General features: G+C 74.4%; 18 protein-coding genes and 2 pseudogenes. 7 read left to right on the forward strand and 13 right to left on the reverse strand.

Annotated features, from left to right (window positions below):
- Positions 1 to 22 precede the first annotated feature (22 nt).
- The 4 genes from ABZO31_RS21055 to ABZO31_RS21070 all read right to left on the reverse strand — a co-directional run bounded on the left by ABZO31_RS21055 (position 23) and on the right by ABZO31_RS21070 (position 5941).
- Positions 23 to 2359: a protein kinase domain-containing protein gene (locus ABZO31_RS21055; RefSeq protein WP_406862781.1), complete on the reverse strand. Its 2337-nt coding sequence runs from the start codon at positions 2357 to 2359 to the stop codon at positions 23 to 25.
- Positions 2360 to 2380: 21 nt separating this feature from the next.
- Positions 2381 to 4750 (reverse strand): protein kinase domain-containing protein, encoded by a 2370-nt coding sequence (locus ABZO31_RS21060; protein WP_406862782.1) that lies wholly within the window; start codon positions 4748 to 4750, stop codon positions 2381 to 2383.
- Between the two features lie 115 nt (positions 4751 to 4865).
- Entirely contained in the window at positions 4866 to 5363 is a 498-nt protein-coding gene (greA, locus tag ABZO31_RS21065) for a transcription elongation factor GreA (RefSeq protein WP_406862783.1), read from the reverse strand.
- Between the two features lie 176 nt (positions 5364 to 5539).
- Positions 5540 to 5941, reverse strand: coding sequence for a DUF4307 domain-containing protein (locus tag ABZO31_RS21070; RefSeq protein WP_406862784.1), 402 nt, complete (start codon positions 5939 to 5941; stop codon positions 5540 to 5542).
- Between the two features lie 158 nt (positions 5942 to 6099).
- On the opposite strand from ABZO31_RS21070, the gene mca reads away from it, so the two are divergent.
- Positions 6100 to 6981: a mycothiol conjugate amidase Mca gene (gene mca, locus ABZO31_RS21075; protein ID WP_406862785.1), complete on the forward strand. Its 882-nt coding sequence runs from the start codon at positions 6100 to 6102 to the stop codon at positions 6979 to 6981.
- On the forward strand, positions 6974 to 7234 hold the full coding sequence (locus tag ABZO31_RS21080; RefSeq protein ID WP_406862786.1) for a hypothetical protein: 261 nt from the start codon (positions 6974 to 6976) through the stop codon (positions 7232 to 7234). The genes mca and ABZO31_RS21080 overlap by 8 nt, the downstream gene beginning before the upstream one ends.
- Positions 7235 to 7295: 61 nt before the next feature.
- Here the strand turns inward: ABZO31_RS21080 and ABZO31_RS21085 are convergent, their stop codons facing one another.
- Positions 7296 to 10517: a tetratricopeptide repeat protein gene (locus ABZO31_RS21085; RefSeq protein ID WP_406862787.1), complete on the reverse strand. Its 3222-nt coding sequence runs from the start codon at positions 10515 to 10517 to the stop codon at positions 7296 to 7298.
- Between the two features lie 291 nt (positions 10518 to 10808).
- On the opposite strand from ABZO31_RS21085, the gene ABZO31_RS21090 reads away from it, so the two are divergent.
- From ABZO31_RS21090 to ABZO31_RS21110, 5 genes and pseudogenes are all read left to right on the forward strand, one after another.
- A complete protein-coding gene (locus tag ABZO31_RS21090; RefSeq protein ID WP_406862788.1) occupies positions 10809 to 11201 on the forward strand; it encodes a rodlin in 393 nt (130 codons plus the stop codon).
- Between the two features lie 354 nt (positions 11202 to 11555).
- On the forward strand, positions 11556 to 12059 hold the full coding sequence (locus ABZO31_RS21095) for a nucleoside deaminase (protein ID WP_406862789.1): 504 nt from the start codon (positions 11556 to 11558) through the stop codon (positions 12057 to 12059).
- Positions 12060 to 12184: 125 nt separating this feature from the next.
- A complete protein-coding gene (locus ABZO31_RS21100) occupies positions 12185 to 14242 on the forward strand; it encodes a thioredoxin domain-containing protein (RefSeq protein WP_406862790.1) in 2058 nt (685 codons plus the stop codon).
- A gap of 222 nt (positions 14243 to 14464) precedes the next feature.
- Entirely contained in the window at positions 14465 to 14698 is a 234-nt protein-coding gene (locus ABZO31_RS21105; protein ID WP_406862791.1) for a chaplin, read from the forward strand.
- Positions 14699 to 14911: 213 nt separating this feature from the next.
- Positions 14912 to 16075, forward strand: a pseudogene (locus ABZO31_RS21110) (glycoside hydrolase family 26 protein); the annotation flags it as partial.
- Positions 16076 to 16722: 647 nt separating this feature from the next.
- On the opposite strand, the gene ABZO31_RS21115 reads toward ABZO31_RS21110, so the two are convergent.
- The 8 genes and pseudogenes from ABZO31_RS21115 to ABZO31_RS21150 all read right to left on the reverse strand — a co-directional run bounded on the left by ABZO31_RS21115 (position 16723) and on the right by ABZO31_RS21150 (position 26481).
- Positions 16723 to 17874 (reverse strand): GNAT family N-acetyltransferase, encoded by a 1152-nt coding sequence (locus tag ABZO31_RS21115; protein WP_406865425.1) that lies wholly within the window; start codon positions 17872 to 17874, stop codon positions 16723 to 16725.
- Between the two features lie 38 nt (positions 17875 to 17912).
- Positions 17913 to 18644, reverse strand: coding sequence for a lipopolysaccharide biosynthesis protein (locus ABZO31_RS21120; protein ID WP_406862792.1), 732 nt, complete (start codon positions 18642 to 18644; stop codon positions 17913 to 17915).
- A complete protein-coding gene (locus ABZO31_RS21125; RefSeq protein WP_406862793.1) occupies positions 18641 to 19780 on the reverse strand; it encodes a glycosyltransferase in 1140 nt (379 codons plus the stop codon). The genes ABZO31_RS21120 and ABZO31_RS21125 overlap by 4 nt, the downstream gene beginning before the upstream one ends.
- Positions 19777 to 20583 (reverse strand): polysaccharide deacetylase family protein, encoded by an 807-nt coding sequence (locus tag ABZO31_RS21130; protein ID WP_406862794.1) that lies wholly within the window; start codon positions 20581 to 20583, stop codon positions 19777 to 19779. Before ABZO31_RS21130 ends, ABZO31_RS21125 begins: the two co-directional genes overlap by 4 nt.
- Positions 20474 to 22213, reverse strand: a complete 1740-nt coding sequence (locus ABZO31_RS21135) for a lipid II flippase MurJ (RefSeq protein WP_406862795.1) — start codon at positions 22211 to 22213, stop codon at positions 20474 to 20476. The genes ABZO31_RS21130 and ABZO31_RS21135 overlap by 110 nt, the downstream gene beginning before the upstream one ends.
- Before the next feature lie 382 nt (positions 22214 to 22595).
- Positions 22596 to 23897: pseudogene (locus ABZO31_RS21140) on the reverse strand (O-antigen ligase family protein); the annotation flags it as partial.
- Between the two features lie 2 nt (positions 23898 to 23899).
- Complete coding sequence (locus ABZO31_RS21145) at positions 23900 to 25345, reverse strand: exopolysaccharide biosynthesis polyprenyl glycosylphosphotransferase (protein WP_406862796.1); 1446 nt, start codon at positions 25343 to 25345, stop codon at positions 23900 to 23902.
- The gene (locus tag ABZO31_RS21150; RefSeq protein ID WP_406862797.1) at positions 25342 to 26481 is read right to left on the reverse strand and encodes a glycosyltransferase; all 1140 of its coding nucleotides are present in this window, start codon (positions 26479 to 26481) and stop codon (positions 25342 to 25344) included. Before ABZO31_RS21150 ends, ABZO31_RS21145 begins: the two co-directional genes overlap by 4 nt.
- Positions 26482 to 26601 lie beyond the last annotated feature (120 nt).

A 26601-nucleotide genomic window follows, 5' to 3' on the forward strand; every position in this document is an offset into this window, starting at 1 on the left:
GTGCCGCCCTGAGCAGGCGCGGTCAGGGCAGGTGGCCGGAGACGATCAGGCCGTCGGAGAAGGGCAGAAACACCGCCCCTCCGGCGGCCAGTGCCTCGGTGGACGCCAGGACGGCCGGGTCGATGTCCTTCGGCAGGGCAGCCTCGAACACCTCGAACTCGTGCTCCTGCTTCCCCGTCGGTCCGGACAGCGGGATGGCGTGCACGTGGTGACGCCCGCCGGCGACCACCTTGTCCCCCATGAACCAGACGCGGCTCAGCGGTCCGATGCCCATCGTGTAGCTCCAGTGCACGTCCGCCCGCCACCGTTCCCTGCCGCTCTTCAGGTCGTACGTGACCACGGTCCGCGCGTCGTCACCGGCGAGCAGGGCCACGATCCCGTCCTTGCTCAACGCCGGGCCGCCCGCGATCGTCAGGCCCTTGCCCAAGGTGCGCACCAGCCGCAGCGTCCGGGAGTCGAGCACGGGGACGCCACCGTCCATGGAGGCCGTGCAGAGCACGTACGGCCCCTGAACGACCAGTTCACCGCAGGTCAGACCCCCGGCGGCGCGAGCGGTTTCCTTGCCCGTGCCGGCATCGAGCGCGACGGGGGTGACGCCGACCGGTACGTACACCCGGCCGCCGGCCGCCACCGGCTGCTCCGGAAGGCCGTCGAGTTCGTGCCGCCACAGCTCCTGCCCGCCGTCCCCCGTCAGCTTCAGGGCGGTGACCAGGCCCTTGCCCTCGTCTGCCAGGTGGATGTACGTCGAGTACAGGACCCCGTCGAGCAGGTCCGAGCCCTTCACCGCCCAGTCGCCCCCGGGCGCGGGGATCCGGCCTTTCTCCTTCCCGTCCTCGATGCCGTACGCAGTCACCCCCTCGGGGCCCGAGACGTACGCCGTGTCGCCGACGACGGCCGGGTAGCCGGCCGTCGCGTACAGCCCCTCCCCGCCCGGGGTCTTCCGGGCCGGCACCTCCCACAGCTTCCGGCCGTCCGCCGCGCTCAGCCCCACCGCCGACCCGCCGCTTCCCGCGCAGAGCAGCACCTTCGGGGCCAGCGCACAGGACTCCGCGCCCGCCTCGACCTTCGCTTTCCAGGGCGACCAGCCCGCCGGCCGGGACGCCCGGTCCGTGGCCGTGCTGCCGAAGTCGCCGCCGTGGCCCTCGCCGCCGTAAGGCAGGACCACGTGGCCGAGCGTCGCCGGGGCCTTGGGAACGCCGCTCGTGCCGGCCGTGGGACCGGCCGCGCCGCCCGACGAACCCTCCTGCCCGCCCTGGCTGTTGAACCATGCGATGCCTCCGGTCGCCAGGACCGCGACCGCCACCGCGCCGGCCGCGATCGCCGCCCACGGGCGACGGCGCCCGGAAGCTGCAGGGGCGGCCGGCGGCCGGTACCCCGCCGCCGTGGGGGAGTACGGGACCTGGGGGCCGATCGTCGGCAGGTCGGCCACGCCCGTCCCGGACGCCGCCGCCTCGCCGATACGGCGGGCCGCGTCCCCGTACTCGGCGAGCAGCGACAGCACGCCGCCCGGCCACGGGAAGGCGGCGGGCGCCCGGCCGCCGAGCAGCTCCGCCAGCTCCGCCGGCGACGGCCGCTCCGCCGGGTCCAGCCGCAGACACCGCTCGACGACCGGCCGCAACTCCTCCGGCACATTGTCCAGTTCGGCCTGCGCCCGGCTGATCCGGAAGACCACCGACGCCAGCTCCTCGTCGTGGAACGGCCCCCGCCCGCTCGCCGCGAACGCCAGCACCGCGCCCAGGCAGAACACGTCCGAGGCCGGTACGACCGCCCGGCTGCCGACCAGGTGCTCCGGCGACATGAACCCGGGCGAGCCGACGACAAGTCCCGTCGAGGTCAGAGCCGTTGCCTCGAACGCCTGCGCGATGCCGAAGTCGATCAGCTTCGGCCCGGCGGCCCCCAGCAGCACGTTCGCCGGCTTCAGGTCCCGGTGCAGCACCTTCGCCGCGTGCACCGACTCCAGCGCCCGGGCCAGCGCCGCGCCCAGCGCGCGTACGGCCTCGACCGGCAGCGCGCCCGCCCGCGTCACCGCCTCGGCGAGCGAGGGGCCGGGCACGTACTCCGTCGCCAGCCACGGCGCCGCCGCGTCCGGGTCCGCGTCGACGAGCCGCGCCGCGTACGGGCCGCTGACGGCCCGGGCGGCGGTGATCTCGCGCCGGAAGCGGGTACGGAAGTCGCCGTCGACGACCTCCAGGTCGGCGCGGACGGTCTTCACCGCGACCATCCGGTGCGGATCGGCCGTCGGCGTGTCCGCGCGGCAGGCCAGATGCACCTCGCCCATACCGCCGGCGCCGAGCGCGGCGAGCAGCCGGTAGGGGCCGACCAGACGCGGAGGCTGCCCGGCGGGCAGGGCCTTGAGCATGTGTGGGGGCCTTTCAGCAGGTCACTTGGGCAGTTCGACGGAGGCCACGACGCCTTGGTCGTACACCAGGTGGGCGATCCCGCCGATCAGCAGCACCTCGGGGGAGCGGATCATGTCGGCGAAGCTGGTCCCGTTCGGATCGGGTTCCTTCTCCGCGCGCGGCCCGGGTGCGCCCGGAACCGGCGTGACCTTCAGCCCGGCCGGCTTCCCGTGCTTGTCGAGCCGCACCGTGTAGAGGGCGGAGTAGTCGGCCCACACCACCTGCTCGCCCGCGAGCAGCGGAGCGGATCTCGCAAGGGCGAGCCCCTCGGGCGCGGCCTTCGTCGCGTACGAGCCGAGCAGCGCGCCGTCCTTCAGCGCGTGGATCTTCACCGCGTCGGGGCCGAGGCCGACGGCCGCGCCCAGCCCCACGGCGTCCGGCCGGAGCCCCTCGACCGGCGCGGGCAGACTCCCCTTCGCGGCGAGCGTGCGGGAGTCGAGCCGGTGCAGACGCCCCTCCGCCGCGCCGCTGTGCGGGGTGCCGAGACAGTAGGCGTCGGGGCCCAGGACCTTGACCGTCTCGCAGTCCTCGGCCTCCTGGTCGACCTGTCCGAGTTCCGTGCCGGTCTTCCCGTCGTACGCGATGATCCCGGCGTCGCCGAGTGCGTACACGACGCCCTTGGCGTAGGCGACGGGCTCGAAGTCCTTGATCTCGGACCGCGGGATACCGGCATTGGTGAGCCCCTTGCTCCACAGCTCCTTGCCGTCGGCGAGGGAGAAGGCCGTCATCCCGATCTCTTCGAGGTCGAGTTCCTCGGTCCGCGGTGTCGCCGCGAACACGATTCCGTCGGCCACGATCGGGCGGCTGCCCTGGCCCTGCTGCGCCGCAGCGCGCTTCTCCCAGCGCACCGCGCCGGTGCGGGCGTCCCGCACCTGGAGCCGTTCGCCGGTGGCGAGGACGGCCGTGTCGCCGTGGACGGAGGGCCGGGCGGTGGCGCCCGCGATGAAGATGCCCCCGCTGGGGCCGACAAAGCTGAGGTTGTCCCGCGGGTCCTTGACGAGGTTCGCGTCCCACAGCTTTCTGCCCGTGGCCGTGTCCAGTGCCTCGTACCGCCCGTCGGTCGTCCGGCAGACCAGCACCGATTCGCCGGCCGAGCAGCCGAGGGCGGGCGCGGTCAGCTTCTCTTTCCACGGCTTCCAGCCCGCAGGGCGCTGCTCGGTGTTCTGCGGCACCACGCCTGAGGCGTCCGTGAGGCCCCGGTCGTCCACGCCGGGGATCCGCGGACCGGCCGTCTTCGGGGGCTTCGCGTCGGCCGCCGGCTGCTTCCCCTCCGGCCACAGCACATACGCCCCCACCCCGCCCGCCACCAACGCCAGCGCGACGCCCGCAGCGAGCAGGCGGCGGCGCTTCCGCGGGGCCGGGGCCGGGCCGCTCGTCGGTGCACCCGGCGGCAGGGTCGGGAGCTGGTCCGGGGCCGTCGGCGCGGAGGCGACCTCGCGCAGGGCCGTGCCGGTGGCGACGAGTTGGGCCAGCTCGCGGCCGTACTCGCCGATGTGGTCGAGCACCCCCTGCGGCCAGCTCGCCCGCTCCCCGCCGCCCAGGAGGGCCACCAGGCCCTCGGGCGTGGGGCGGGCCGCCGGGTCGGCGGCCAGGCAGGCGGCGATGACGTCGCGGAGGTCGGAGGGGACGCGGCTCAGGTCCGCCTCGGCCTGCGAGACGCGGTACAGCACGGCCGCCAGCGGGCCGTCGCCGAAGGGGTCCTCGCCGGTCGCCGCGTAGCAGAGCACCGAGCCCAGGCAGAAGACGTCCGACGCCCCGGTGACGTGCCGCGCGCCCGCGACGTGCTCCGGGGACATGAAGGACGGGGTGCCGACCATCATCCCGGTCGCCGTCATCGTCGTCGCCCCGCTGCTGCGGGCGATGCCGAAGTCGATGACCCGCGGGCCGTCGGCGGCGAGCATGACGTTGCCGGGCTTGAGGTCGCGGTGCAGCACCCCGGCGCCGTGCAGGTCCGCGAGGGCGCGGGCCAGCGCCGTACCGAGGGCGCGTACGGTCGGGACGGGCAGCGGGCCGCCGCGGCGCACCGCCTGCGACAGGCTGGGGCCGGGTACGTACGCCGTCGCCAGCCAGGGCACCTCGTCGTCCGCGTCGCCGCCCAGCGGGGCGGCCGCGTACGGACTGGAGACCAGGCGCGCGACCTTGATCTCGCGCCGGAACCGGTCGCGGAAGGCCGGTTCGGCGACGACGTCGCGGCGGACCGTCTTCACGGCCACGTACGTGCCGTCGTGCGCGCCCGCCACGCTCGGCGTGCGGCCGAGGAAGACCTCGCCCATGCCGCCGGCGCCGAGCCGCGCCAGGAGTTCGTACGGCCCGATCCGCGCGGGCGTGCCTTCGCGCAGCGGTAACAGCACGTGTGTCTTCCCCCTCAGGACGTGACGGCCGCCCGCATCATCCCACGCGCCTCAGCATGAACATGCAGAAGGCCGGACCGCCGCTGCGGTCCGGCCCCGTGTCGTCTTCGTCGTGTCAGCCTGTGTACGGCTTGGCGTCGAGGATCTTGACCATCGCCATCTTGCCGTTCGGCAGCTCGTACTGAGCCTCGTCGCCGGCCTTCTTGCCGTTGACGCCCACGCCGAGCGGGGACTGCGGCGAGTAGGTGTCGATGTCGCTGCTCGCGTACTCGCGCGAGGCCAGCAGGAAGGTCATGGTGTCGTCCTCGTCGCCGTCGAAGGCGACGGTGACCACCATGCCCGGCTCGACCACGCCGTCGTCCGCCGGCGCCTCGCCGACCTTGGCGTTCTCCAGGAGCTGGGTGAGCTGGCGGACGCGGAGTTCCTGCTTGCCCTGCTCCTCCTTGGCCGCGTGGTACCCGCCGTTCTCGCGCAGGTCGCCTTCCTCGCGCGCCGCGGCGATCTTGGTGGCGATCTCGGTACGCGCGGGACCAGACAGGTACTCAAGCTCGCCCTTGAGCTTGTCGTACGCCTCCTGGGTGAGCCAGGTGACGTTGTCGCTGGTCTGGGTCACAGGTGCTCCTCGTAGGTACTGGGAATACAAAGCATCGCCCTACCCAGAAGGATGTGCCTTCCTGGGTGGGCGAAACCACGAGCCTAACAATTGGCGGCGAAAAAGGAAGGGACGAAAGTCATCAGAAATACGTCCCCGCTGGTCAGGCAGGTTGACGCGGGGGGAGCGCGGCGTTTCTAGCGCTCCGTGCAGCCGACCAGCTCGGCGCTGGTGGCGCGCGCGGTGGTGCGGATGGAGACCACCTCGTCGATCCGGGTCTCCGGGCCCTCGAAACGGACGTCCTTGCGGCCGACCTCGGCGCCGTCCGCGGAGCGGGAGCGCAGGGTGCAGGTGCCGGCGGCGCCGGCGTCCTTGCGGACCTCCAGGTGCATCTGCACCTCGCGGTCGCCGACCACCTCGAACTTGATCACCTCGGCGCTGAGCTTCGAGTCGACCACGTAGTGCCAGCCGAACCAGCCGAGCAGGCCGGTGAAGAGGACACCGAGCACGATGCCCGCGATCTTGAGCCGGCCGTCGGCGCGTTCGTCCGCGGAGCGGCCGTACCGGCCCTCGGGCAGCGACTCGCGTACCGCGCTCATGATCGATCCCTTCACGACGCCGGGCAGGCGGAATTTTCGGCCCCCCGATTCCGTCACTATAGAAGTTGCCCACCCGTCACCCGACCGCCGCCCCTCGAGGGCGTCCCCCGGAGGACGGCGCCCACTTTTTCCAGCGACCAACGACTAGGGATCGAGTCTTGACTGAGCAGCTGCGTCTGATGGCCGTGCACGCCCACCCCGACGACGAGTCGAGCAAGGGCGCGGCGACGATGGCCAAGTATGTGTCCGAGGGGGTGGACGTGCTGGTGGTCACCTGCACGGGCGGCGAGCGCGGCTCCATCCTCAATCCCAAGCTCCAGGGCGACGCGTACATCGAGGAGCACATCCACGAGGTCCGCAAGAAGGAGATGGACGAGGCCCGGGAGATCCTCGGCGTCAGCCAGGAGTGGCTCGGCTTCGTCGACTCCGGTCTGCCGGAGGGCGACCCGCTGCCCCCGCTGCCGGAGGGCTGTTTCGCCCTGGAGGACGTCGACCACGCGGCCGGCGAGCTGGTGCGCAAGATCCGCGCGTTCCGGCCGCAGGTCATCACCACGTACGACGAGAACGGCGGCTATCCGCACCCCGACCACATCATGACCCACAAGATCACGATGGTGGCGTTCGACGGGGCGACGGACGCGGAGAAGTACCCCGAGGCCGAGTTCGGTCCGGTCTGGCAGCCGCTGAAGGTGTACTACAACCAGGGCTTCAACAAGCCGCGCACCCTGGCGCTGCACCATGCGCTGCTCGACCGGGGCATGGAGTCGCCGTACGGGGAGTGGCTGGAGCGCTGGAAGGAGTTCGAGCGCGTGGAGCGGACGCTGACCACGCACGTTCCCTGCGGCGACTTCTTCGAGATCCGCGACAAGGCGCTGATCGCGCACGCCACGCAGATCGACCCGGACGGGGGCTGGTTCCGGGTGCCGATGGACATCCAGCGGGAGGTCTGGCCGACGGAGGAGTACGAGCTGGCGAAGTCGCTCGTGGACACCTCCCTCCCCGAGGACGACCTCTTCGCGGGCATCCGCGACAATGCCTAGCATGAGCGCACACCTCGCACTGACCCAGCTCGTCCCGCTCGCCGCGAAGGAGCTCGACGAGAACAAGGTGACGCCCGGCGTCCTCGGGTTCGTCGTCTTCGCCGTGATGGCGGGCGCGGTCTGGCTGCTGATGAAGTCGATGAACCGCCACATGGGCAAGGTCTCCTTCGAGGAGACCCCGGCCGCCCCGGCCGCCCCGGCCGCCCCGGCGGCGACGGGCACGCGGCAGAAGCAGGCTTCGCAGGAGCAGTAGTGCCGCGTGCGGCCGCGGCGGTCCGGGGACGTCCCGGACCACCGCGGCCGCGCCGCGCGCCCTACCGCACCTCCACCCCCATCACCTCCCGCGCGTGGCGGTTCGGGGTGAGGCCCAGGGGCCAGGCCTGCCAGCCGGCGTCCAGGTGGACGCCGCGGGCCAGGGCGAGCGCGTACGTCGCGGCGCACCGCGTCAGCCGCGCGTCCCGCAGGTCGTGACCGTCCTCGGACAACCGGGCGAGCTCCTCCTCGGCGACCACCGTGCCGACCTCCACCCCGCCCGGCGAGGCGTACGGCAGCAGCGTCACCCGCAGGAACGCGGCCCAGTCCGCACCGCGCCGGTCCCCGTACGAGGCGAACAACCGCGCCGCCTCGTCGCACAGCTCCAGCGCCTGCGCCGATTTGCTGTTGCCCGCGTCGACGACCGCCAGCTCCAGGCAGCTCCACGCCTCGCCGTGCGCCACCCCGATCCGCCGGAAGTCGTGCCGGGCGTCGCTCAGGAGCTGCCGGGCGAACCCGGAGTTGCGCAGGTTGCCGGTCTGCGCGGCGCGCAGGTCCCGGGTGACCCGCCCCGAGTGGTGCCGGGCGCAGGCCAGCCCGTACACGTCCCGCATCCGCGAGAACATCGTCCGCGCCCGCTCCAGCTCCCGCACCGCCTGGTCCAGGTCGCCGCGCTCCTCCAGGGCCTGCCCCAGGTAGTACAGCGTCCACGCCTCGCCGCGGGCGTCCTCCTGCTCCCGGTGCCGCGACAGCGCCTGCCGCAGCCCGTCCACGGCCGACGAGGCGTCGCCGGCCACCAGCCGGGCCCGGGCCAGCTGGGTCAGCGCCCACGCCTCGCCGCGGCCGTCGTGGGTGCGGCCGTACCGGTCGAGCGCGGCCCGCAGCTCCTCCTCGGCGCGCGGCACGTCGCCCCGGCGCAGCCACACCTGGCCCAGCTGGAAGTGCGACCACGCCTCGCCGTGCACCGACTCCGCGGCGCGGTGCAGCGCCAGCGCCCGGTCCAGGAGCTCCATCGCCTCCGCGAGGTTCGCCCGGTCCCGCTCCACGGCCGCGAGCGCGTGCAGCGTCCACGCCCGGTCCGCCGCCAGCGAGTCCGGGGCCTGCAGCTCCAGGGCCTCCCGCAGCCGCGCCGCGGCCTCCGGCAGATTGCCCTGGTGGTGCAGGGTGATCCCGAGCGAGCAGAGCGCCAGCGCCGCGCCCGCGTCCTGGTGGGCCTCCTGGTAGAGCGAGACCACCGAGGTCAGCGTCGTCCGCGCCTTGTCCAGCTCGCCCAGCTGACGGGCCGCGATACCGGTCCGCCACTGCACCGAGCGGGACAGCCGGCCGCCGTGCCCGACCGCCTCCGCCAGCTCCTCGATCTCGCCGAGCCGGTACAGGTCGCCGCGGAGCAGGCAGTAGTCGCACAGCGCGCCGAGCAGATGCAGCACCGCCTCCTGGTCGACGCCCTCGGCGTGCCGCAGCGCGGCGGTGATGAAGCTGGACTCGTCGTCCAGCCAGCGCAGCGCCGCCTCCAGCGAGCCGAAACCGTGCCCGCCGAACCGGGCAGCGTGATTCACCCGGGTCGACATCTTGCCGTCGACCATCCGGATCACCGCGTCCGCCAGCTCCGCGTAGGTACGGATCAGCCGCTCCTGCGCGGCCGTGACCGCCGCGCCGTCCTCCTCGTCGCGCAGCCGGGCCGAGGCGAAGCGGCGCACCACCTCGTGCAGCCGGTACCGCTCCCCGCGGACGTGGTCGATCAGGCCCGCCCCGGCCAGCTCGCGCAGCAGCCGCGATCCCTCCGCCTCGCCGCCGTCGAGCAGTGCCGCGGCCGCCGCCGCGCCGAGCGAGGCCCGCCCGGCCAGCGCGAGCCGCCGCAGCAGCCGCCGCCCGTCCTCGTCGAGATCGGTGAAGTACCGTGCGGCCAGGGCGCGTTCGACGGCGCCGCCGTCCTGCTCGTACCGCTCCAGGAGCCGCGCCTGCTCAGCCGCCGACCGCCGGGTGAGCGAGGAGCCCGCCACCCGCAGCGCGAGCGGCAGCCCGCCGCACAGCTCCCGGATCCGCTCCGCAGCCTCCGCGTCGTACGGGCCCGGGTCCTCGGCCGCCCCGTGCAGCAGCTCCTCCGCGCCCGCCGCGTCGAGCGCCGCGACCTCCAGGTGGTGGACGGAGGCGGCCACGCCCGCGCCCAGGTCCAGCGGCTGCCGCGCGGTCACCAGGACCAGGCTGTCGGAGCGCTCCGGCAGCAGGGCCAGCACCTGCGCCGCGTTCGCCGCGTCGTCGAGCACGATCGTCACCGGCAGTCCGGTGAGGTGCTGGTGGTACAACTCCACGAGCCGGCCGACCTGTTGCTCGGCGGAGCTGCGGTCGCGGAACAGCAGCTGGTCGCGCGGGGCGCCGAGCCGGTTCAGCAGGTGCAGCAGCGCGTCGCGGGTCGCCAGCGGCTTCACGCCGCGGCTCGCGCCGCGCAGGTCCACCACGCAGGCCCCGCGGAACTGGTCCCGCAGCGAGTGCGCCGCCCGGACGGCGAGCGTCGTCCGGCCGGAGCCGGGCTCGCCGTGCAGCACCACCACCGTCGGCCGGGTCGTGGTCGCCGCGCGGGCGGCCTGTACCCACTGGGTGATCCGGGCCAGTTCCGCCCGCCGCCCGGCGAACGGCCCGTCGCGGTCCGGCAGATGGCCGAAGGACTGCTCGAGGACATGGCGCAGGCGGGCCGCCGCGCTGCGGTCGCCGCCCCGCTTCGCCGGTACCGGCTGCTTCGCCGGCTTGGCCGTCGCCGCGGTCGCGGTGTGCAGCATCCGCTGCTGGTCCAGGAACGGCCGTATCCCGCGCACCTCCAGCGCCGTCAGCCACTGCAGCCGCAGCTGCTCGGCCCCGCCCGGCTGGCCGAGCGCCCCGGCCCGGCGGTGGGCGGCCGGCCAGTGCTGCGCGGTCACCTTCAGTACCGTCGCGGCCGCGCCGGCGACCGCCACCACGGCTCCGGCGCCCAGCGCCGTGCCGGTGGCCGTGCCCAGGGCCAGGTCCGCAGAGAAGGCCGCGGTGGCGGCAACGGCCGTGACCAGTAAGGGAGTTCCGACGGCCGGCCCGGTGAACCGTTCGGCCAGCGACCGACTGCCCGCCTCCGCCTCCTCCAGGGCCAGCCGGTACGCCGTGTACTCCTCGCCCGCGCTCGCCGCCATGGAGTCCAGCGCGGCCCGTCCGCGTGCCAGCAGCGCGGTGGTGTCGAGCGCGCCACCGGAGCGGCGCACCTCCTCCTCGACGGCGCGCCCCAACAGCCGCTCGGCTTCGGTCCGGTGGCTGTCCCGCATGTGCGTCCCCCTCCGAGATCTTCCGCTTCCGGCCCCAAGTGTCCTGCGTGACGCGCGTCGGCGCGAGGGACGTCCGGTGAAGGCCCGGGAGACGCCCGGTCGAGAGGACCGGCCGGGCCGGGGGGAACCACGGTGGGCGTGTGACCGAATCTTCCCTGTTCGATGGCGTTGATCTGCTGATTGAGGCTTCCGGGTGACTGCCCGGAACCAAACAGCGGCCGGGCAGTTGATCAGCGTGCTTCGGCAACGGAGCACTCCAGGCCCCTCGGCTCAAGCAAGAAGGACGATCTCGTGATCAAGAAGGTTCTCGCCACCGCGGCAGTCGCAGCCTCCGTCGCCGGCATGTCCGCGACCACGGCGATGGCGGCCGGTAACGACGGCGGCTCCGCCAACATCATCGGCAACACGTCGAAGCAGTCCATCGGCGCGAACGAGACCGGTGGCTACATGAGCCCGAACTTCGGTCTCGTCAACGGCGGCGTCCTGCACTGCTTCGACATCCAGAAGGTCCAGGCCCAGGTGCCGGTCGGCGTCATCGCCGTCCCGGTCGCCGTCCAGGACGTCCTCGGCAACCCGATGTCGAACCAGACCTGCAACCAGAACTCGGTGCAGCAGAAGGGCGACGACGCCCTGTCGCACATCCTGGGCGAGGTCCTCTCCCAGAACGGGAACGTCGGCGGCTGACCCCTGCCCCGTCCGTGAGCGGCCCCGTTCCTCGCAGAGCCAGTGCGAGGAACGGGGCCGTTCCCTGTCTGCGTACCCGCCCGGACCGCCGGGATCACACAGTGACAGGCGGATGAACGGAAAGTGACGAGCGCCGGAACGCGGACCGCTTGGAGAAAGATACGAAGCTACGAGATCGCCTCGCGGACCTCTTCATGCCTTCCGTCCCTGGCTCACTCCGCTCACACCCTGTGTACTCCAGATACACGTTCGATGAAAGCAAGGGATGAGCGCAGTGGACTTCCTCCGACCCGCCACTTGGGCGGAAGCGCTGGACGCGAAGACCCGGCGCACCACCTCCGAGAAGGAGCGAGCATGACCGCGCACACCCAGGAAGTCAGCACGCAGGAGCTCGAGCGCGCCTGGCTGGAAGAGGCGATCAGACTGGCCACGCAGAGCGTCGCGAACGGCGGCGGGCCGTTCGGCGCCCTGATCGCCAAGGACGGCGAGATCGTGGCCTTCGGCAACAACCAGGTCACCGCCAACCTCGACCCGACGGCGCACGCCGAGGTCAGCGCGATCCGCGCCGCCTGCAAGCAGCTGAACACCTTCTCGCTGGAGGGGTGCGTACTCGTCACGTCGTGCGAGCCGTGTCCGATGTGTCTGTCCTCGGCCCTGTGGGCCCGCGTCGACCGGATCGTCTTCGCCGCCGACCGCGACGACGCCGCGGTGGCCGGCTTCGACGACCGCAAGTTCTACGACCTCTTCGAGAAGCGCCCCGAGTCGGACTGGCCGACGGACGTCGAGCGCCTCGACCTGCCCAACCGCACCGAGCCCTTCGACGCCTGGCTGGCCAAGGCCGACCGCATCGACTACTGATCTTTCGCGCACCCGCGCACCCGCGCACCACGACGAGGCCCGCCCCTGCTCGGGGCAGGGCCTCGCCGAGCGTTCTGCTGCTGTCACACCTGCCCTGACGCACGGACCTGCGCAAGGATGGGGGTATGTCCAACCGACTTGCGCAGGCCACGTCCCCGTATCTCCTCCAGCACGCGGACAACCCCGTCGACTGGTGGCCATGGGCGGCCGACGCGTTCGCCGAAGCCCGGCGGCGCGACGTCCCCGTGTTCCTGAGCGTCGGGTACAGCGCCTGCCACTGGTGCCACGTCATGGCGCACGAGAGTTTCGAGCACGCCGGCACGGCGGCCTACATGAACGAGCACTTCGTCAACATCAAGGTCGACCGTGAGGAGCGGCCCGACGTCGACGCCGTCTACATGGAGGCCGTGCAGGCGGCGACCGGGCAGGGCGGCTGGCCGATGTCCGTGTGGATGACCCCGGACGGCGAGCCCTTCTACTTCGGCACCTACTTCCCGCCCGAGGCCCGGCACGGCATGCCGTCCTTCCCCGAGGTCCTCGACGGAGTCGCCCGGGCCTGGTCCGAACGGCGCGACGAGGTCGGTGAGGTCGCCGGGAAGATCGCCAAGGACCTGTCGGAGCGCTCCCTGGCCTTCGGCGGCGAGGGCGTCCCCGGCGAGGAGGAGCTTGCGCAGGCACTGCTCGGGCTCACCCGCGAGTACGACGACCGGCACGGCGGCTTCGGCGGGGCGCCCAAGTTCCCGCCGTCGATGGTGCTGGAGTTCCTGCTCCGCCACCACGCCCGCACCGGCGCCGAGGGCTCGCTGCAGATGGCCGCCGACACCTGCGAGGCCATGGCCCGCGGCGGGATCTACGACCAGCTCGGCGGCGGCTTCGCCCGGTACGCCGTGGACCGGGAGTGGGTCGTCCCGCACTTCGAGAAGATGCTCTACGACAACGCCCTGCTCTGCCGCGTGTACGCCCACCTGTGGCGGGCCACCGGCAGCGACCTGGCCCGGCGGGTCGCCCTGGAGACCGCGGACTTCATGGTGCGCGAGCTGCGCACCGCCGAGGGCGGCTTCGCCTCCGCCCTCGACGCGGACAGCGACGACGGCACCGGCCGGCACGTCGAGGGCGCGTACTACGTGTGGACGCCCGCGCAGCTCGCCGAGGTGCTCGGCGAGGACGACGCGGCGTACGCGGCACGGTACTTCGGGGTCACCGAGGAGGGCACCTTCGAGCAGGGCGCCTCCGTCCTCCAGCTCCCGCAGGACGCCGGGGTCGCCGACGCTGGGGGTCCCCCCATGCCCCCAGGGCATAGGGGGAGGCTCGGCTCGATCCGGGAGCGGCTGCTCGCCGCCCGGGAGCGGCGCGAGCGCCCCGGCCGCGACGACAAGATCGTCGCCGCCTGGAACGGCCTGGCGATCGCCGCGCTCGCCGAGACCGGCGCGTACTTCGACCGGCCCGACCTGATCGCCCGCGCCACCGAGGCCGCGGACCTGCTGCTCCGCCTCCACATGGACGACTCCGCCCGCCTGGTCCGCACCTCCAGGGACGGCCGTGCGGGCACCAACGCGGGCGTCCTCGAGGACTACGCGGACGTCGCCGAGGGCTATCTGGCGCTGGCCTCCGTCACCGGCGAGGGCGTCTGGCTGGAGTTCGCCGGCTTCCTCCTGGACATGGTCCTGGACCGGTTCCGGGCCGAGGGCGGCGCGTTCTACGACACCGCGCACGACGCCGAGGCCCTGATCCGCCGCCCCCAGGACCCCACCGACAACGCCACGCCGTCCGGCTGGACCGCCGCGACCGGCGCGCTCCTGTCGTATGCGGCGCACACCGGCTCCGAGGCGCACCGCTCGGCCGCCGAGGCCGGCCTGGCCGTCGTACGGGCCCTGGGCCCGCGCGCCCCGCGCCACATCGGCTGGGGCCTCGCGGTCGCCGAGGCGCTGCTCGACGGGCCGCGGGAGATCGCCGTGGTCGGGGACGGGGCCACGGGCCGCGCCCTGCACCGTACGGCCCTGCTGGGCACCGCCCCGGGCGCCGTCGTCGCCCACGGGCCGGCCGGCTCGGACGAGTTCCCGCTGCTTGCGGACCGGCCGCTGGTGGGCGGGGCGCCCGCCGCGTACGTCTGCCGGCACTTCGCCTGCGAGGCGCCGACGACAGACCCGGAGGCGCTGGCCCGGGCCCTTTCCGCGCCGCGCTGAAACGCCGTGCCCCGGAATTCCGCCGAACGCCTCGGCGCACGGCGGAATCGGAGGCCGTCGAAGGAGTGAAGGTTTCTCCGGCGCGGCCCTGTCGCACGCCGTTCGGTGTCTGGATACCGCACGGTCGTGTCCGATGTGTGCAGCGGAGGCCCGGGTCCTTCACGGGGCACGGGGTTCGCGAGAGTCGCGAGTCTCCTCCGCCGCAGAAAGGAATCAGGCGAAATGCTGGTTAAGAAGGCTGCGACCGTCGTCGCCGGACTCGTCATGGCCCTGGGTGCGGCGTCGCCCGCGATGGCCGACGCCGGTGCCATCGGCGCGGCGGTGGGTAGCCCGGGCGTCCTGTCCGGCAACGTCGTCCAGGTGCCGATCCATGCGCCGATCAACGTCTGCGGCAACTCCGTGAACGTCATCGGTCTGCTGAACCCGACGGCCGGGAACGTCTGCGTCAACTCCTGACGCGAGCGGAAGGGGCCGGTTCCGGTCCGGGTGTTCTCACCCGGCCGGGACCGGCCCTTCGGCTTTTCTCTGACGACTGATCAGGTGACTGCCTTTCCGTTCGGCTTATTAAGCATATTTTCTGAGTACATCTGGGGTCATGCGGAACACGAGGTGCGAAGGAGCACGGCCATGACCCTTGGGAACGGACGAACGACGCGTCGATGGCTGGGGGTGTTCACCGCAGGTCTCCTCGCCACGGGTTCCGTCGTGCTCTCCTCGCCGAGTCACGCCGCCGAGTCGCCTCCGGCGCAGGACATCCGGCCGCAGGACCCACGGCAGCAGGACCCACGGCCTCTGGACTCGCGCCCGCAGGACTCGCGGCCTCAGGACCCCCGGCCGGCCGCGGCGCCGGTGACCACCGCCCTGGGCGCGTACCTCGACTACGGTCCGCGCGGTGTCGCCCGCATCGCCGAGCTGGAGAAGTGGCTGGGCGGCACGGAACTGAGGGTCGGTCACACGTACCTGCCCGGCGACCTCTGGTCCAACATCGAGGGCCGGCCGGGGTTCCTGGACTCCTGGGCGCAGTGGCGCAAGCAGAAGGCCGACCGGCTGTTCGTGCTCAACGTCCCCATGCTGGAGCGCAACGAGGCCGGCGTCTCCGACGCGGAGGTCCGCCGGCAGCTGCGGCGCGGCGCGGACGGGGCGTTCGACCAGCACTTCACCGCCCTGGCGGAGCGGCTGGTCGAACTCGGGGTTCCCGACACCGTCCTCGTCCTCGGCTGGGAGATGAACGGGATCACCTACACGCACCGCTGCGGGCCGGACCCGGAGGCGTGGAAGGCGTACTGGACGCGCATCGTCACCGCGATGCGGGCGGTCCCGGGGCAGAAGTTCCGCTTCGACTTCACGCCCAGCCGGGGCCGGGACGCGGTGCCGTGGACCGAGTGCTACCCGGGCGACGACGTCGTCGACATCATCGGGATGGACTCGTACGACCAGCCGCCCGGCATGGACTTCGACGAGCACATCGGCGAGCCGTTCGGGCTCCAGAAGCACGTCGACTTCGCCAAGGAGCACGGCAAGCCGATCTCGTACCCGGAGTGGGGACTCTTCCGGAACGGCGACAACCCCGTGTACATGCGCCGGATGCTCGAATGGATGCAGCAGCACAAGCCGCTGTACCACACGATCACCGACTACTGCCCGCACGGCGTCTGGCAGTGCGGCGCGAACCCGAAGGCGGCGGAGGTCTTCCGCTCGATGCTGTCGGACCTGGAGCCGACGGAGCCGGTCGAGCCGACGGAGCCGACCGAGCCCGGTCTGCCGCCGGTGGAGCCGACCGAGCCGACCGAGCCGACGGAGCCCGGGTCGCCGCCGGTCGAGCCGGCCGAGCCGACCGAGCCCGGCGAGCCGGACTTCCCGCCGGGCGGCGTGTGGGAGCCGTGGGAGCCGATCGACCCGACCGACCCCTGGGGCCCGTTCGACCCGACGACCCCGATCCCCCTCCCGGAGACGAAGCCGGAGCCGGAACCCGAGCCCGAGCCGGAGACGAAGCCCGAGCCCAAGCCCGAGCCCAAGCCGGAGCCCGAGCCGGAGACGAAGCCCGAGCCCAAGCCCGAGCCGAAGCCGGAGACGAAGCCGGAACCGAAGCCCGAGCCGGAGCCGAAGCCTGAGCCGAAGCCGGAGACGAAGCCGGAAGCCAAGCCCGAGCCCGAGCCCAAGCCCGAGCCCAAGCCCGAGCCGAAGCCGGAGACGAAGCCGGAACCGAAGCCCAAGCCGGAGCCGAAGCCCGAGCCGAAGCCGGAACCCAAGCCCGAGCCGAAGCCCGAGCCCAAGCCCGAGCCGAAGCCGGAAGCCACCCCGACCCCGACTCCCACCCCCACCGATGATGCCTGCCTCAAGGTCGACCTCGGGTCCTGGGTGGAGCAGTGGGTCGGCGGGGCCGTCTGCGTCCCGACCGGTGGCTGGAAGGACGACCTGAAGGACCTCTGGCCCTTCTGACCCGTACGACCGGTCGCGTCACCGCCGAACGGCGGCGGAGGTCACCCTCCGCCGCCGTTCCGCTTCCCCAGCAGCCGTCCGGCCCACGCCCGCCGCCGCACCTGCTCGGCGGCGAGCCGCCGCGCGCCCACCGCCGCCGCGCGGAGCAGCAGCAGCGGCGCGGTGCGCCGACGGGCCAGCAGCAGCCGCCGGTTGCCGACCGTCTCCGGCCGCCAGTGGTGCTTGTACGGCTCCGTGCCGCGCAGCAGGCTCAGCGTGGTCCGCCCGCCCGCGTCCGCCTCGCGGGCCCCGTGCCGCAGCAGCATCGTGGCGACGTCGACCTTCCGCTCCCGCAGGCCCGGGTCGGCCCCGTACAGATAGCCGCCGGCGAGGCTCGGCGACAGCAGCGTCAGGTCGACGGCCACGACCTCGCCGCCCAGCCGGAACTCGGTCACCCGCGCGTTCCCGCTCGCCACCATCGGCTGTACGGCCCGCGTCAGGTGCCGGGCGAACCGTTCGTTGGTGTGCTCGGCCGTCACCCCGCGGCCCTCCCACTGCCGCCGGTGCAGCGCGAGGAGCCGCGCGAGCGCGGCGGGTACGTCCTCGCCGGGGACCGAGCGCTCCTCGATGCCGAGCGCGTCCAGCTTCCGCAGCTTGGCGCGGGCGCGCTGGGCCGCCTTGGCGCTGGGCATCCGGGTGAGCAGCACGTCCATGGCGACGGCGGGGAGCTCCAGGCAGACCGAGTCGTCGAGCCGCCGGCGCGGCCCGCGCCAGGACGCGTAGACCCGCTCGGCGGCGGCGCCGGGCCGTACCTCCCGCAGGTCGATCAGGGCGGTCCGGGCCGCCCCGGCCAGCACCGCGGCGAGCGCGGCGGCGGCCTCGGGCCGGGAGTCGTCGAGCAGCACGTCGCCGTAGTCGCTGATCGCCCCGCCGAGCGGGGTGAGCACGGGCAGCGGCCCGCGCCGCAGCATGAGCGGCGCCGCGCCGACGAGTTGCCCGTCCACCGCGTCGCGGACCAGGAACACGCGCAGCGCGCCGGGGACGCCGTACGCGCTCCACCAGGAGTGCAGCCAGGCGTGGCTCTGGAAGGGCGTGGCGGCACGGCACCGTGCGTACAGCCCCGCCCACTCGGTCGCGAGCCGCCCGAACTCCTCCCCGTCCCGGCAGACTTCGGCCACGGTCGAGCGGGCCCGTGCGGCGGTGGACGCGGCGATCGCCGAGGGGACCGCGGAGCCGGACCTCGCCGGCGCGGTCACGCGGTCTCCCGCTTCCGCTTCCGCTCGCCCCCGCGCTCCCGCGCCCGCTCCGGTTCCGGCTGCGGTTCCGGGGACGTGGCCGGCGACGGTACGGCGACGCGTGCGCCGTCCTCGTCGCTCGCCTCCACCTCCACCCCCGCCTCCGCCCCGCGCCTCGGGCGGACCAGCAGGGCCAGGCCGCCGAGCAGTCCGCCCGCGCAGCCGCCGACCAGGGCGGACAGGGGTGCCGACGGGGAGACGGGGCTGGTCGGCTTGGTCGCCCGGGCGAACTGGACCACCTTCACGCCCGTCCCGGCCGACGCGTGCGTGCCGCTCGTCACCAGCGCCCGGGCGACGCCGTCCGCCATGGCCACGGCGGTGGCCGGCTTCGGCGAGCGGGCCGTCACCGAGATCATCGGCGCGTCCGGCGAGGTGGCCGCCTGCACGTTCTTGCGCAGCGTCGCCACCGACACCCCGGCCCACACCTGCGCGTCGCCGGTGATCGCGAGGTCGGTGGCGACCCGCCCGTACGCCTGGGCGAAGCCGAGCGCGGCCGCCGGGTCGGACTTCTCCCCGGGGACCACCACGACGTAGCTGGTCGCCGCGTACTCGGGCGTCTTGAGCAGTCCGTACCCCGCGCCGGCGGCCACGCCGGCCAACACGGCGGCGGGCAGCACCAGAAGCCGGGGTCGGGCCCGCAACCGAGCCAGGAAGGACGGGCGTTCGGGCTTCGGGTCTTGACTGCTCATGGGGTCACTCGCTTATCGGAAAGGGGCGGGAGGGACTCGTACAGGGACAGCACCTGCCGGGCGCTGCGGGCGATGTCGTACCGGTGCGCGGCGGCGGGCTGCGGCAGTCGGCCGACCCGCGCCTCGCGGATCCCGGCCAGCGCGGAGACCAGTTCGGGCACGGTCTCGCCGATGCGCCGCGCGCCCGGCGCGGCGTCCGGCGGCAGGTCGTCGACGGCCGGGCAGGCGACGTACAGGACCGGCAGCCCGGCGGCCAGCGCCTCGACGACCGCGAGCCCGAACGCCTCGTCGGGCGAGGCGGACACGAACACGTCCATCGCGGACAACAGGGCGGGTAGAGACGGGAGTCCGGAGGACGGATCGCCCGGCGGGTCCTCGCAGGCGCCGGTCAGCAGGACCCGCTCCCCGGCCCCGCACGCCCGCGCCACCGCCTGCAGCCGGCCGCGCTGCTCCCCGTCGCCGACCAGGAGCAGCCGGGCGTCCGGCAGCGCGGCGACCGCGCGGACCAGCCGGTCGAACCGCTTGCCGGGGGCGAGCCGCCCGACCCCGCCGACCACGAACGCGTCCTCCGCCAGTCCCAGCCGGGCCCGGACCGCCCGCCGGGCGGACGCGTCGTAGCCGAAGCGGCCGCGCTCGATCCCGTTCGGCACCACCCGGATCCGCCCGGGCCGCACCCCCCACCCCTCGAGCCGCCGCGCCACGCTGTCCGACACCGCGACCGTGGCCGAGCCGAGCCGCTCCGTGGCCAGGTACAGGCCGCGCGTGCCCGCGCTCAGCGGGCGGCCCTCGATCTGGCGGTCGCCCAGCGAGTGCTCGGTCGCCACGACCCGCCGCACACCGGCCGCGCGGGCGGCGATCCGCCCGTACACGCACGCCCGGTACAGATGGGTGTGCACGACGTCGTACCGTCCCTGCCGGACCACCCGGACGAGCCGGGGCAGCGCCTTCAGATCGCGGTTGCCGGCCATGCCGAGGTGGGTGACCGGGGTGCCGTCGGCCTCGATGCCCCGGGCCACCGGACCCGGGGCGGTGAGCGTGACGACCTCGCTGCGCACCGGCAGGTGCCGCAGCATCAGCCGCAGTTGCTGCTCCGCGCCGCCGATGTCGAGGCCGGTGATGACATGCAGGACCTTCATGACAGAGCCGCCCCGGCGGCCGGGCGGAACGGCTCGGCGCTCTCGGCGGGCGGGCGCCGCCGCAGCAGGTGCACGGCCCGCTTCGCGGCCAGCCGCCAGGAGGTGTCCTGCTCCCCGATGTGCACCCGTGGCAGCGCGTACCTGCTGGTCAGCCCGCCCGGATCGATGCCGCAGCCGTACCGGTACCCGGCCGCCCGCACCGCCCGGACCGCGCGTGCGTCGACATGCCCGTACGGGTAGCAGTAGCCGTCGGTCGGCGTGCCGGTGAGCGCGGTGAGGATCTCGCGGCTGCGCCGGGTGTCCTCGGCGAGGGCGTCGTCGTCGACGGTGAGCAGGGAGCTGTGCAGCAGCCCGTGCGAGCCGATCTCCATGCCGGCGGCGGCGATCCGGGCGATCTGCTCCTCGTCGAGCAGCCGCTTGCGCGGCCCTTCCGCGTCCCAGGCGTTCTCCCCGCCGAGCCGGCCGGCCAGGACGAACACGGTCGCGGTGAAACCGTGCCGGCGCAGCAGCGGCAGCGCCGAGTCGAGGAAGTCCGCGTACCCGTCGTCGAAGGTCAGCCCCACAAGCCCGCGGGCCCGCCCCGCGGCGGTCGCGGCGAGCAGCTCGCGCACGGACACGCCGCGCAGCCCGCGGTCGGCGAGCCAGTGCAGCTGGCGGGCGAAGCGGACGGGGGAGACGGTCACGCGGTACGGATCATCGGGGGCGTCCGCGATCGAGTGGTACATCGCCACCCACGGGGGCGGCGTCGGCAGCAGCCGGCGCAGTCGCGCGCGGGCGCGGTCGGGGGCCGAGACAGCGGGCATGGGCGAGCCTCCGTGAGGCGGGACGGAACAGGGGTGGAAGGAACAGGGGCGGTGCCCCGGGCGCCCGGACGGCGCGCGCGACGGACGGCAGGAAGACGAGGGCGACGACCGCGCAGGCGGTGGCGGTCCCGGCGGCGGGGGCGAGGCTCTCCGGTACGGCGGTGGCGACGGCGGCCGCGCACAGCCAGGCGACGGTGGTCGCCGCGGCGGCCACCGCGGCGAGCCGGGCCACTCCGGCGGCGACCGGCCCGGTCCCGAGCGGCACGCTCTGCCGGCCGGAGCCGGTGAGCAGCAGCACGGCGGTCAGGGTGATCCCGAGGGCGTTGGCGGCGGCGATCCCCAGCACGCCCCACAGGCGGACGCCGACCAGGCCGGCCAGCGCGGTCGCGACGAGCCCGGCGAGCATCGTCGCGGCCGGGAACCACAGGGGGCGGGCGGCGGAGAAGTAGCAGCGGACGAGGACGCCGACGAGGGTCTGGCCGAGCAGCCCGAGGGCGTACACGCGCATGACGGCGGCGGTCGCCTCGGTGTCGGCGCGGTCGAACGCGCCGCGCTGGAACAGCATGTCGACGATCTGCGGGGCGGCGGCGATCACGACGGACGCGCCGACGAGCACGACGAGGACGGCGAGCAGCAGGTCCCGTTCGACGCGGCGGCGGGCGGTGTCCCGCTCGCCGGCGGCGATGGCGCGGGCGACGACCGGGAAGGTCACCGTGCACAGCATCAGCGACAGGATCATCGGCATCTGGGCGATCTTCTGCGCATAGTTGAGGTGCGAGATCGCGCCGGAGGGCAGCGGGGCGGCGAGGAATCGCTCGACGAGGACCTGCGACTGGCGGGCGACGGTGAAGACGACGACGGGCGCGACGAGCGCGAGTACGACGTGGGGCGGCGGCGCGTCGTCCGACAGGGCCGGTGGCCGGGGCTCCTTCAGGGCCCGTACGAGCGACGGGGCCTGGACCAGCACCATCAGCGTCCCGCCCACGGCGACGCCGACCGCCGCGGACCGCACGCCGAGGGGTTCGCGCAGGACGAGCACAGTGGAGACGATCCCGACGTTGTACGCCACGTAGATCGTGGCCGGCGGCAGGAACCGGCCGTGCGCCCGCAGCGCGGCGCTGCAGTACCCGGTGAGCGCGAAGCTGAGCACGCAGGTCGCGGTCAACCGGGTGCAGTCGACGGCGAGTTGCGGATCGGGCAGGCCGGGCGCGAGGACGGCGACGAGGCGCGGCGCGAGCACGACGAGCAGCAGCGCGAGGGCGGCGACGGCCATGACGAGGCGGGGCAGGGTGGCCCGTACGAGCGCGAGCGCGCCGTCGCGGCGCAGCAGGGCGCGGCTGAACGCGGGGACGAGGATCAGCGCCATGGCGTCCTCGATCAGCAGCGTGGACGCGAACTCGGGGACGGTCCAGGCGATGAGGAACGCGTCGCTGTCGGCACCGGCCCCGAAGGACTCCGCGAGGATCTGATCCCGCACCAGCCCGAAGAGCGACCCGGCGGCGGTGAGCGCGGCGGTGACGAGCGCGGCGCGCGCGAGAAGCCCGGAGGCGGTGGCCCGATGCCGCCCCCGCGCGGCCCGCACGGCGACCCGGGGTGCCGCCTCCACGACCGCGTCGACGGACTCAGTCACGACGGCCCCTTGTACCGCGGGGGCCTTCGTCTGGCAGGCCGCGGCCCTCGCCCCGCTCGTCGTGGGCAATCGTTCCGCAGGGCGGAACGGGTGGGCACAACGGGACGGCGCCCTTGCGCGCGCCTGCGCCCCGTGCCGTAACCCGCGCCCCGTGCGCGTCGGCCCCCGCAAGCGTGCCGCCCCCGTGGTGCGGGTCCAGGCCCGGGAGCGGGACGCGCCCCGCATGGGCGCCGTCCCGTGTGCCCACCCGTCCCGCCCTGGGGGCACCTCCCGGACGAAGTCTGGGGGAGGGACGATTGCCCCCACGGGGGCGGGGTGACGGCCCGCAGCGGTGGAGGCGGGGGCCGCCCCGGCGGGACGAGTGCGCCGCGCTCGCGCGCGGCGACAGGCCCGGCCAGGCGGACAGGCCCAGGACCACCGCCGTCAGGACCGTGCTCGGGCCGCCGATGTCGGCGTAGGCGAAGTCGACCAGTTGCCAGGACAGGAGGCCGACGGCGACCAGCGCGCACTCACCGCCCCTCCCCAGCCGTCGCGCCGCCGCCACCAGCAGCGCCAGCCAGCTGCCGGTCAGGGCCAGCGCGCCGAGCAGGCCCTGTTCGCTGAGGACCAGCAGGTACATGTTGTGGGGGGAGAGCAGGGGCTGCCGCAGGAAGCCGCGCCCCGCCCCCGCCGTGTCGCTGCCCGACGACAGCGCCAGCGAGGCGTGGCTGTCGCGGTACTGCGGGAAGCCCTTCAGGCCGACGCCGGTCAGCGGGTCGGTGCGCCACATCCCGGCCGCCGCCGCCCACATCGTGTACCGGTCGGTGACTGACCGGTCCGGGGCCGCCGTCACCTGCGTGATGCTGGTGACCCGCTCCTTCACCATCGCCGAGCCGACCCCGAGGCCCCCGACCAGGACCACCGCCAGCGCCCCCACCGCGAGCCCGACCTTCACCGCCCGCCGCACCCCGGCCAGCACCAACTGTGCCCCGCACGCCAGCACCGTCGCGATCCACGCGCCCCGGCTGAACGACAGCACCAGCGGGACGACCAGCAGCGCCGCGCACACCAGGGCGGCCCTTCGCCCTGGCCCGTCGCCGAGCGCCAGGCCCACCGCGACGACCAGCCCGAACGCCACCACCGTCGCCATGCCCATCACGTCCGTCGGCCCGAACGTGCCCACCGCGCGGATGTCCTCGCCCATGTACGAGGCACCGGTGCCGGTCAGGTACTGGGCCACGCCCACCCCGCCCTGGAACAGGGCGAGTACCACCAGCGCCCACGCGAGGACCGCGAAGTCCCCCCGGTCCCGTACGAGCAGCAGCACGGCCGCCGGGACGAGGACGAAGATCTGCACGTACCGCGCCACCCCCGGCAGGCTCGCCGCCGGGTCGTGGGACGTGATCGCGGCGGCGCACACACCGAGCACCGGCAGCCCGAGCACGACCGCCGCCGTGACGGTCAGCGGCCGCGCCCCGCTGCGGACCACCAGGGCCAGGCAGTACAGCACCAGCAGCCCGGACGCCGCGTCCGCGAGCGTCCCCGTACCGCCTGTGCCGCCCTCGGCCCCGCCCCCACCCGGCACCGCGAGCAGCGCGACGACCGCGATCACCGGCGCCAGGTGCAGCCGATCCCGCAGCCGATCCCGCACCCGGTCCCGCAGCTCCCGCCGCCGCCGCCGCGGCCGCCGTCCCGCCCCCGGCATCGTCAGCTCCCCGTCGGACGGACCAGGCCGGCGGCGGTCCGCAGCAGAATGCAGACGTCCTGCCAGAGCGACCAGTGGTCGATGTAGTGGTTGTCGAACCGGCAGCGGTCCTCGATCGAGGTGTCGCCGCGCAGCCCGTGCACCTGGGCGAGCCCGGTCAGCCCGACCGGCATCCGGTGCCGTGCCGCGTAGCCCGCGTGGATCCGGCTGAACTGCGCGACGAAGTAAGGCCGTTCGGGCCGCGGCCCGACGAGGCTCATGTCGCCGCGCAGCACGTTCCACAGCTGCGGCAGCTCGTCCAACGAGCTGCGCCGCAGGAAGTTGCCCACCGCGCCCATCCGGGAGTCGTTCGCGACGCTCCACTTCGTCGCCGCCTCGGTCGCGTCGGCGGGCCGCAGCGTACGGAACTTCAGCAGCGTGAACAGCTGCCCGTGCTGCCCGACCCGCTCCTGCCGGAACAGCACCCCGGGCCCGTCCGACACCCGCACCGCCGCCGCGCAGGCCAGCAGCACCGGCGCCGCGGCCAGCAGCGCCGGCACCGCCACCACCAGGTCGAGCAGCCGCTTCGCGGCCCGGCCGCGCCGCTCGCCGAGCGGCGTCATCCGGCGGCAGGCGTGCCCCCACAGGTGCGCGCCCATCGGCGTGTCGAGCGCTCCCGCGCCGCCGACCCGCCAGGTGGCGCAGCCGTAGTGCTGGAACAGCGTGACCATCGCCGGGTCGTCGGCGAGGAACACCGCCTCGCGGACGCTGTTCTGGATGACCGCCCGGTGGATGTCCTCCGCCGTGCCGAGCACCGGCAGCGCGGGCGCGCCCGCGTCCGGCGGCACGCCGTCCTGCCGCAGCCCGACCACCCCGACCGGCCGGATGCCGTACTCGGGGCGCCCGCTGAGCGAGGCCGCGAACCGCTGCGCCTCGCCGGCCGGGCCGACGACAAGCGCGGACCGAGGCCGGGCCGCGGCGAGCCGGCGGATCCGCCCGTGCACCACGGCCCGGCCGACCGCGGCGACCGCCAGGTGGACGGCGTACGCGGTGCCGAGCGCGGCCGGCCCGAACATCCGCGCCGGGTCGGCGGTGGCGACGGCGGCGGCCGTGGCGCACCAGGCGACGGCGGCCCGGCCGGCGAGCGCGGGCAGGTCGTCGAGGACGGAGCCGAGCCCGCCGCGCGGCCGGTGCAGCCCGGCCCGCCCGTCGAGCAGCAGCACGCCGGCGACCAGCGGCACGAGCAGCAGCGGCCCGTGGTGCGCGGCCGGCAGCAGCGCGACCGCGCACAGCACGGCCAGGCAGTCGACGGCGATCAGCGGCGCCGCGGCGCCCCGGGCGGGCGCGGCGCGCCGCCGCGGCGGCAGCGCGAGCCGGTCCGAGGAGCCGCGCGGCGGCGCGACGGAGGGGCGGCCCGCGGTGGACAGGGGGCCGGACGAGGGAGGAACGCTGGTGCTTTCCGTGGTCACTGGAAGATCGGCTCTCCGCGCTGGGTGCCCCGCACGGGGGCCAGTTCGCGGTAGAGGTCCGCGATGGCCGCACCGGTGCGCCGCACATCGAACGTGCTGAGGACGTGCTCGTGGGCCTGGCGGCCCAGGGTGCGCCGGGGCTCCGGTCCGCCGAGCAGACGGCAGACGGCGGTGGCGAGCGCGGCCGGGTCCTCCGGCGGGACCAGGCAGTGGGTCGCGTGGCCGGGCGGCAGACTCTCGCGCGCCCCGTCCACGTCGGTGACGACGACCGGCCGGCCCGCCGCCATGGCCTCGAGCGGCGCCAGCGCCATGCCCTCCCAGCGGGACGGCAGGACGACGAGGTCGGCCTCCCGGTACCAGGGGGCGGTGTCGGCGACCGCGCCGGTGAACCGTACGGACGCGGGCGCGGCGGCACGCAGCCGCTGCTCGTCGGGGCCGTCGCCGACGAGGACGAGCCGGGCGCCGGGCACGCGGTCGAGGATCGCGGGCCAGGCGCGCAGCAGTACGTCCTGCCCCTTCTGCCGGCAGAGCCGGCCCACGCAGACGACGGTCGGCGTGCCGTCGCCGGACGGCTCCGCACCGATGTCCGCCGCGGCGAACCGCGCCACGTCGACGCCGTTGCGGATCACGGCCCAGGAGGCCCGTACGCCGGCCCGTTCGCCGGTACGGCGCTCGGCCTCGCTGACGCAGACGACGCGGTGCGCCCAGCGGGCGCCGTACCGCTCCCAACGGCGGGCGAGCGCGGCGGTCGTGCCCTCGACCGCCGCGAACGACCAGGCGTGCGGCTGGTACACGGTGGGGATCCGGCCGCGGACGGCGAGCCGCCCGCACAACCCGGCCTTGGCGCTGTGCGCGTGGACGAGCCCGGGCGCGACGGTGTGTACGATCCGGGCCAAGTCGCGGATTTCACTGATGAGTTGGGGACCGGGTTCGCGTCCGGCCCGCCAGGGGTGGAGTTCCGCGCCGTGGTCCCGTACGGCGGCGGCCAGCGGGGTGCCGGGCGGGCAGGCGACGGCGACGCGCAGCCCGCGGCCGGACTGGTCGGCGACCAGGTCCGTCACGACGCGGGCGACTCCGCCGTCACCGGGCTGGACGAGGTGGAGGACGGTCGGGGGAAGAACCGCGGCACTGCACATATTGGTTCTCCGCAGGGACGAGTAGGGGTCCGGAACCGTCGATAAAGGTCCGGAGGATGGCAGGTATAACCCCAACGCCGGGCGATAGTAAGCATTAGATGCCCTTAAACGCCAACTTCC

This window comes from Streptomyces solicamelliae (assembly GCF_045348655.1).
Classification (GTDB): Bacteria; Actinomycetota; Actinomycetes; order Streptomycetales; family Streptomycetaceae; genus Streptomyces; species Streptomyces solicamelliae.